7 protein-coding genes and 1 pseudogene are annotated in these 7,442 nt (G+C 74.8%); 4 read left to right on the top strand and 4 right to left on the bottom strand.

Annotated features, from left to right (window positions below):
* A pseudogene (locus G3I42_RS19170) lies at nucleotides 1-1,395 on the top strand (malto-oligosyltrehalose synthase); the annotation flags it as partial.
* A 144-nt stretch (nucleotides 1,396-1,539) separates the two neighbouring features.
* Here the strand turns inward: G3I42_RS19170 and G3I42_RS19165 are convergent.
* Nucleotides 1,540-2,487, bottom strand: a complete 948-nt coding sequence (locus tag G3I42_RS19165) for a hypothetical protein (RefSeq protein WP_164287574.1) — start codon at nucleotides 2,485-2,487, stop codon at nucleotides 1,540-1,542.
* The gene (locus tag G3I42_RS19160; RefSeq protein WP_164287572.1) at nucleotides 2,484-3,068 is read right to left on the bottom strand and encodes a PadR family transcriptional regulator; all 585 of its coding nucleotides are present in this window, start codon (nucleotides 3,066-3,068) and stop codon (nucleotides 2,484-2,486) included. Before G3I42_RS19160 ends, G3I42_RS19165 begins: the two co-directional genes overlap by 4 nt.
* Nucleotides 3,069-3,201: 133 nt before the next feature.
* On the opposite strand from G3I42_RS19160, the gene G3I42_RS19155 reads away from it, so the two are divergent.
* Nucleotides 3,202-3,978 carry a MerR family transcriptional regulator gene (locus tag G3I42_RS19155; protein WP_164287570.1) on the top strand — a complete coding sequence of 259 codons (777 nt, stop codon included), beginning with the start codon at nucleotides 3,202-3,204 and terminating at the stop codon, nucleotides 3,976-3,978.
* Nucleotides 3,975-4,811 (top strand): hypothetical protein, encoded by an 837-nt coding sequence (locus tag G3I42_RS19150; protein WP_239096551.1) that lies wholly within the window; start codon nucleotides 3,975-3,977, stop codon nucleotides 4,809-4,811. Before G3I42_RS19155 ends, G3I42_RS19150 begins: the two co-directional genes overlap by 4 nt.
* 77 nt (nucleotides 4,812-4,888) lie before the next feature.
* Here the strand turns inward: G3I42_RS19150 and G3I42_RS19145 are convergent, their stop codons facing one another.
* Both G3I42_RS19145 and G3I42_RS19140 read right to left on the bottom strand, forming a co-directional pair.
* Nucleotides 4,889-5,119 carry an antitoxin gene (locus G3I42_RS19145; RefSeq protein ID WP_203607022.1) on the bottom strand — a complete coding sequence of 77 codons (231 nt, stop codon included), beginning with the start codon at nucleotides 5,117-5,119 and terminating at the stop codon, nucleotides 4,889-4,891.
* 54 nt (nucleotides 5,120-5,173) lie between these two features.
* Nucleotides 5,174-5,899: a helix-turn-helix domain-containing protein gene (locus G3I42_RS19140; RefSeq protein ID WP_164287568.1), complete on the bottom strand. Its 726-nt coding sequence runs from the start codon at nucleotides 5,897-5,899 to the stop codon at nucleotides 5,174-5,176.
* 253 nt (nucleotides 5,900-6,152) lie between these two features.
* Between G3I42_RS19140 and G3I42_RS19135 the strand changes: the two genes are divergently transcribed.
* Nucleotides 6,153-7,355, top strand: coding sequence for a cupin domain-containing protein (locus G3I42_RS19135; RefSeq protein ID WP_164287566.1), 1,203 nt, complete (start codon nucleotides 6,153-6,155; stop codon nucleotides 7,353-7,355).
* Nucleotides 7,356-7,442: the final 87 nt, after the last annotated feature.

The following is a 7,442-nucleotide window of genomic DNA, read 5'->3' as shown; positions in this document are numbered from 1 at the left end:
GCGTACCACGTCGTGACGCACGAGCTGGCGGCCGAGGTCGAGACGCTCGTGCGGTACGCGGCGCGGATCGCGCGCGAGGACGTCGCGGTGCGCGACCACGCGCCGTGGGCGCTGCGCACGGCGCTGCGCGAACTCCTCGTCCGCGTCCCCGTCTACCGCCCCTACCCGGCGCGCGACGCGGGCGCGGCGCCCGAGGACGTCGTCTCGGCGCAGGCGGCCGAGGAGGCATCGGCGGTCTTCACGGTGCCCGAGGAGGCGGAAACGGTCGCGCTGGTACGGGAACTGGCGCTCGGCAGGCGCGGCGACGGGCCGGCGTACGAGGCGTTCAGGACCCGGTTCGCGCAGACGGCGTCGGCGCTGCGTGCGAAGTCCGTCGAGGACCTGGCCTTCTACCGGTACGTGCCGCTGCTCTCGGTGAACGAGGTGGGCGGCGACCCGGGCGCGCCCGCGCTCGCGCCGGACGTCTTCCACGCGTACTGCGGGCGCGTGCAGCGCGACTGGCCACTGACGGGCACGGTCCTCTCGACGCACGACACGAAGCGGAGCGCGGACGTGCGCGCGGCCATCGCGGTGCTGAGCGAAGTGCCCGAACGCTGGGGCGCGTTCCTCGCCGAGGCCGCCGCCGCGTGCCCCGCGCCCGATCCGCACCTCGGCTGGGCGGCGTGGCAGCTCGCCTTCGGCTTCGGCAGCACGGACGCGGAACGACTCGGCGGGGCGCTGCTCAAGCACGTACGAGAGGCGGGGCTGCGCACGTCGTGGACGGAGCAGGACGGGGCGTACGAGGAGGAGGTGCGGCGCTTCGTCGCGGCGGGCCCGTGCGGCGCGGCGCTCGGCGGGCGGCTCGCCGAGCTGCGCGCCGAACTCGCCCCGTACATCCGGGCGAACGTCCTCGGCGGCGCGCTCCTGCACCTGACGATGCCGGGCGTCCCCGACGTCTACCAGGGCACCGAGACGGAGTCGCGGACGCTGGTGGACCCCGACAACAGGCGGACGCCACCGGACGTCCGGGACACGCTCCGGTCCCTGGACGGGGGCCGGGCGCCGCGCGACCTCCCCGAGGAGAAGTTGGCCCTGACCGCCGCCGCGCTGCGCCTGCGCCGCGAGCGCCCGGACTGCTTCGGCGAGGACGCGTCGTACGCGCCGCTGCCCGCGAGCGGCCCCGCGGCGTCCCACTGCCTCGCGTTCGTCCGCTCGGACCACGTCCTCACGGCGGTGACCCGCCTCGCGGCGCGGCTCGCGGAAGGGGGTGGCTGGAACGGCACGGTCCTGACGCTGCCGCCGGGTCGCTGGCGCGAGGCCGTCCGGGAGCGCTCCGACGAGGTCCACGAGGGCGGAGTCCCGTGCGCCGACCTGTTCGCCACTGCCCCGGCCACCCTCCTGATCCGCACCGACTGACCCCGATTTCCCGCCAGTCCCGCCCGTCCTCGTTGACGCCCCGCCCCACCACTCCCTACGGTCTGGACCACCGCCGCCCCGGCGACCCGGAACCCCGGTGCCCACACCCCGGCGCCCCGGCGTCCCGGGCGCGGCGGTACCCGATCACGCGTACCGCCGCACCAGCCCCCTCAGCACGTCGAACGCCGGCTTCGGGTCGTACCTGTCCGTCATCAGGCCGAAGCGGTGGAAGAGGCCGGGGCGCGTGCTGTCCGCGTCGCGGAGGGCGAAGTGCGTGTACGCCGCGACGCCGGGTTCGGCGGCGGCCAGGCGTACGACCGCCTCGACGATCTCGGCCTGGCGCCGCGGGGAGCGGTCGGGACCGGTCGGCCAGCCGTGTTCCGTGAGGTGGAGCGGGAGTCCGGCGAGACCGGCGGGGGCGAGGACCGCCTCGCGGTGGTGGCGGAGGAGGCCGGAGACGGCTGCCGTGAACTCGGCGGGCGGTATCGGGCGGAAGACGTCGGGGAAGAAGTCGAGGCCGATGTAGTCGAGTGCCGTCGTGAAGTCCTCGCCGCCCTCCCGTACGAGGTCCGCGACGAAACCGGCCGCCGGGCCGAAGAGCGGTGTCGTGTTGAAGCCCGTGCGCAGGTGGAGGTGGCCGAGCGCGCGGGCGCGCTCTTTGACGGCCTGTACTCCCTCGATGATCGCCTCGCGCACGCGCGGGTAGTCCCCGTCGAGCGTCGGGTTGCCGACGACGTTCGGTTCCTCGGTCACCTGGAGCGTGTCCGTCACCGCCCCGTACCGGTCGACGAGCGCGCGCAGCCAGTCCAGGTATCCGGCCACGTCCCCGGAGGCGGAACGGTACTGCGCGACGAGGTCGAGGCGGCGGCCCCGTACCGCGTACCGCTCCGCGTCGGCGGGGGCCGCGGTGGCGAGGCGACCGCCGTTCCCGTCCTCGTACTGCAGGTAGGCGCGGACGAGGAAGGGGCGGCCCGCCGGGCCCTGGAGCCGGTCGAGGGCTTCGCTCACGCGCGCGGGGTCGTCGGGCGCGCCGGTCGCGAGTCCGCCGGTGTCGTCGCCCGCCGCGCCGCCGGGATAGACGCCGAAGATCACGCGGACTCCTTCGAGGCGGGCCAGGCGAGCGTTCCGGTGCGGATCTCGTCCACGAGCCCGTGCAGCCAGCCGAGTTCGGCGCGCGCGAGCGTCAGCGCGTACTCGGCCTCGATGACGAAGAGGCGCGGGACTCCTCGCGCGTGCGCCCCGGCCAGGCGCTCCTCGTCCTCGGCGATGCGGGTGCCGAGGCGCGTGGCGCGTTCGGTGAGCGCGGACTCGGCGCCGCGCGGGCCGAGCGCGCCGAGGTGGGCGACGGCGCCGAGGAAGCGGGAGAACTCGCGGCGCGGGTCGCGGATCTCCGCATCGAGGCGGCGGACGAGTTCGGCGCGGCCCGCGGGGGTGAGCGTGTACACGGTGCGCTCCGGGCGGTTGCCCTCGCGCTCGCGGCCCAGCGGGGTGATCCAGCCGGCCTCGGCGAGGGCGGCGACGGTGTTGTAGACCGTGCCGCGGTGGGCGACCGAGGCGCGGGCCCCGCCGTCCGTCTGGAGCGCGGCGAGGAGCTGGTGGGGGTGTGCGTCGCCCTCCAGGAGGAGGCCGAGGAGGTCGGGGACGAGGGGGTTGTCGAGAGCGCGTCGCGGCATGGTCGAAAACTATCAGTCGGAATAGACTGCACGCAAAGGCGCAGGTGACCTCCCCGCGCACGTCCCTCCCGCCCCTCGACCACGTCTCGCGCCCCCTTGACCTTGTCGCGACGTCAAGGTTTCTACTGGCCTCATGCGCATCGGAGAGCTGGCCGCCGTGGCCGGTGTGAGTACCCGGACCGTTCGCCACTACCACCGGATCGGGCTCCTGCCCGAGCCCGCGCGGCGGCCCAACGGCTACCGCGAGTACGGCCTGCGCGATGCCGTCGAGCTGGCCCGGGTGCGGCGGCTGACCGAGCTGGGGCTGAGCCTCGACGAGGTACGGGACGTGCTCGCGGACGACGCGGGCAAGGACCTCGTGGAGATCCTGGCCGAGCTGGACGCCGACCTCGCGCGGCAGGAGGAGTCGATCCGGCGGCGCCGCGCCCGGCTGCGGGACCTCCTCGCGCAGGCGGAAGCGGACGGCGGTCTCCCGCCCGAGGCCCCCGTCTCGCCCGCGCTCGCCGCGCTCTTCGCCGACTTCGACCGCGCCGCCGCGCACCTCGCGGGCCCCGAGCCGGCCTCGCTCGCCCTCGACCGCCGCCTCCTCGCCCTCCTCGACACGTCCGCCTCCGCCGCGGGCGACTGGCTCGGCCCGCTCGCCGGGGCGTTCACCGCCGATCCGGAGGCGACGCGCCGCGCGTACGCCCTGTACGCACGCCTCGACGAGCTGGCGAGCGCCGCGCCGGACGACCCCCGCGTCGAGGAGACGGCCGACGAGCTGGTCGCCCTCCTCCCCGCAGACCTCCCGCTCGCCCCCGGCGACCCGGCGGACAACGCCTTCCTCGACGCCCTCTACGCGGACTTCGCCCCGGCGCAGGCCGCCGTCCTGCGCCGCGTGATCAGCCTCCTGAAGGAGCGGAAGCCATGAGACGGTCGCCTCTTCCCCGGCCCGCGCGCGGTCTCGTGCGCCGTCTCGCGCGCGGTCTCGTGGGCCGTCTCGTGGGCCGTCTCGTGGGCCACGAACTCACCCTGTGGCGCGGCCTCGGGCGCTGGGTGGGCCGCCGGGGCCCGGACGGCGTCGGCGAGGGCGACACCGCCGCCCCGTACGCGCCCGCCCAGTCGGCGATGATGTACGGCCTGCTCTTCGTCGCGGTCGCCGAGACGGCCGTCCTGGCGGTCGTCATCCCGTGGCCGTGGCTGCACGTGCCGGTTCTCGTCTTCGACCTGTGGGGCTGCTGGTACGTCCTCGCGCTGCACGCCTCGTGCGTCGTGCGCCCGCACGTCCTGGGTGCCGACGGCTCGCTGCGGCTGCGCTACGGGCCGCTCCTCGACGTCACGGTCCCCGCCTCCCGCATCGCGCGCCTCCGCGCGGACCGCGCCTTCCCGGACGCGCGCCTCGGCGCGGTGACCGCCTCGGGCACGGCGGACCTCCCGGTGGGCGGTATGACGACGCTGACGGTGGAACTGACCGAACCCCTCGCCTTCACCCGCCCCCTGGGCTCCTCGGCGGAGGCCCGGGCCTTCCGCTTCCACGCGGAGAACGCGGCGGAGGTGGCACGGGCCTGGCGGCGCGTACGGGAGGCGGGGGAGGCGGTCGGGCAGGGTACGGCCCCGGAGCCGCCCCACCCGCAGGCCCCTCAGCCGATCCGGAGCGGCATCGCCTCGACCGAGGCCGCCGCTCGGCCGAAGAAGTCCGTGAGCCGGGAGAACGGTTCCCGGGCCCACTCCTGGGACGCGGTCGAGTCCCGGCCCGGGGGATAGACCCCGGCCCGGGTCAGCGCGGCAGCACCTCGCGCGTCACCCTGGAGCCGCACCCCGGCCCCACCCACCCCGCTTCCTCAGTCCTCGCTCAGCTTCTCGTCCGCCCTCTGCTTCTCCCCCAGCTTCTCCACGAAGTCCTGTGCCTTGTCGACGCCCGTGTCGATCTTCTCGCTGTACTTGCCGTCGGTGCGGGCGTCGATGAAGTCGCCGGCCTTCTCCAGGCCGCCCGCGATCTTCTCGCTGTGCTCCCCGGCCAGTTCCTCGGCCTTCTCCTTGAAGTTCTTCAGGCTGTCGAACAACCCTGACATCGCGGGCTCCTTGTCACCTCGTGCGCGGGTCTTGATCATCCCACGCGCCCCGTCTCAGTCCTCCCCCGCGAGCAGCTCCTCCATACGCCGCGCGGCGGCCACGACCAGCGGGACCGCGCGGTCCGCGACCGGGGCGCGGTGGGTGATGACGTTGATCGCCGCCGGGTCGGCGGGCTCGGGGGCGTGGACGGGGGCCGCGACGCCGATCGTGCCGGGTGTGACCTCCTCGTGCGTGATGGCCCAGCCGCGCGCGCGGACCTCGGTGACGCGTTCCGGTTCGCCCGGCAGCGCCTCCCCCGCCGAGAGCAGCGCGAGCCCCGCGGAGCCGCGGTCGAGCGGGTCGCGGTGGCCGACCCCGTACGAGAAGCGCGGGCCAGGGCCCGGGGGTTCGACGACGGCGACGGCGACCGCGTGCGCGCCGTCGGGGACCACGAGGCAGGCGGTGGCGCCGAGTTCGACGGCGAGGGCGCGCAGCACCGGCATCGCGACGTCGACGAGCGGCGGGCGGGCGCGCTGGGCGAGCGTGTAGAAGGCGACGCCGACGCGGTAGCGCCCGGCGGCGTCGCGCGCGGCGAAGTGACTGCGGGTCAGCGCCGTGAGCAGCCGGTACGCGATCGAGCGGTGCACCCCGAGCGCGGTGGCGACCTCCGAGGCGCGCAGTCCGTGCGGCGCCTCGGCGAGCATCCGCAGCACGCCGAGCCCGCGCTCCAGCGTCTGCGCCCCGTCCGCCCGGCGCGCGGGCGCACTCTCGCGCCCCGCGTCCGCCTCACGCGCCGTCATCCGTACTCCTTCGCCGTCACTTTCGCCCCGGCCCCTTGACGCGGCGCGGGCCGTCTCCCCACAGTGTTGCAACATTCAATCCGCACTGTCTCGATAATCGCAACACCGACGCCCGTCCCGCACCATCCGCATCGCAATGCCGCCCCGTCCGGGTGACACGACGGCGACCCCGCGCGCCGGGACGGGGAAGTCTGCTCGCATATCCCACGAGCCGCCGGCAGAGTGCCCGCTCCCCCGGGCGAGAGGAGACCCCGTGCCCCACTACCGCGCCCTCGGCGACATTCCCCCCAAACGCCACACCCAGCACCGCGGCCCCGAAGGCGGCCTGTACTACGAGGAGCTGATGGGTGAGGAGGGCTTCTCGTCCGACTCGTCGCTCCTCTACCACCGCCACATCCCCTCCGCGATCACCGATTCCACGGTGTGGGAGCTGCCCGACCAGCGCACCGTCCCCAACCACCCCCTCCTGCCGCGCCACTTCGCGCTGCACGGACTCGTCAAGGGCGAGCGCTGGCGGGACTCGGACGTCGTGACGGGGCGGCGGCTCGTGCTCGGCAACGGCGACGTACGGATCTCGTACGCGGTCGCGGGCGCGCCCTCGCCGCTGTACCGCAACGGGCTCGGCGACGAATGCGTGTACGTCGAGTCGGGCCGCGCGGTCGTCGAGACCGCCTTCGGCCGGCTCACCGCGCGCGCCGGGGACTACGTCGTGCTGCCGCGCGCGACGACGCACCGCTGGCTGCCCGAGGGGGACGAGCCGCTGCGCGTCTACTGCGTCGAGGGCAACAGCCACATCGCACCGCCCTCGCGCTACCTCTCCCGGTACGGGCAGCTCCTCGAACACGCGCCGTACTGCGAGCGGGACCTGCACGGCCCCGCGGAACTCGTCGAGGGCCAGGGGCAGGACGTCGAGATCCTGGTGAAGCACCGGGGCGCGGGCGGCGAGGTCGTCGGGACGCGCTTCACGCAGGCGGAGCACCCCTTCGACGTGGTCGGCTGGGACGGCTGCCTGTACCCGTACACCTTCAACGTCGCCGACTTCGAGCCGGTCACCGGGCGGGTCCACCAGCCGCCGCCCGTGCACCAGGTCTTCGAGGGGAACAACTTCGTCATCTGCAACTTCGTGCCGCGCAAGGTGGATTACCACCCGCTGTCGATCCCGGTGCCGTACTACCACTCGAACGTGGACAGCGACGAGGTGATGTTCTACTGCGGCGGGAACTACGAGGCGCGCAAGGGATCGGGGATCGGACAGGGCTCGGTCTCGTTGCACCCGGGCGGGCACAGCCACGGGCCGCAGCCGGGCGCGTACGAGCGTTCCATCGGCGTGGAGTTCTTCGACGAACTCGCCGTCATGGTCGACACGTTCCGGCCCCTGGAACTGGGCGAGGGCGGGCGGGCGAGCGACGACGGGGCGTACGCGTGGACCTGGGCGGGGCGGGGGCCGCGCGCATGACCGTGCCCGCCGCGCTGCTCGCCGCGCTCGTCGACGACGCGGGCCTCTTCCCGCCGACCGCCCTCCCGATGGCCCGCGCGCTCGCCC

The sequence above is a fragment of the Streptomyces sp. SID11385 genome, assembly GCF_010548245.1.
Classification (GTDB): Bacteria; Actinomycetota; Actinomycetes; order Streptomycetales; family Streptomycetaceae; genus Streptomyces.
Note: the sequence above shows the minus strand (reverse complement) of the source record. Positions and strands in the feature narration are given on the sequence as shown.

Bases quoted from the DNA above. Each gene is read 5' to 3' on its own strand.
- G3I42_RS19160 (WP_164287572.1), bottom strand. From the start codon at position 3,068: ATGCCGCGACGCGCTCTCGACAACCCCCTCGTCCCCGACCTCCTCGGC.
- G3I42_RS19155 (WP_164287570.1), top strand. From the start codon at position 3,202: ATGCGCATCGGAGAGCTGGCCGCCGTGGCCGGTGTGAGTACCCGGACC.
- G3I42_RS19150 (WP_239096551.1), top strand. From the start codon at position 3,975: ATGAGACGGTCGCCTCTTCCCCGGCCCGCGCGCGGTCTCGTGCGCCGT.
- G3I42_RS19145 (WP_203607022.1), bottom strand. From the start codon at position 5,119: ATGTCAGGGTTGTTCGACAGCCTGAAGAACTTCAAGGAGAAGGCCGAG.
- G3I42_RS19140 (WP_164287568.1), bottom strand. From the start codon at position 5,899: ATGACGGCGCGTGAGGCGGACGCGGGGCGCGAGAGTGCGCCCGCGCGC.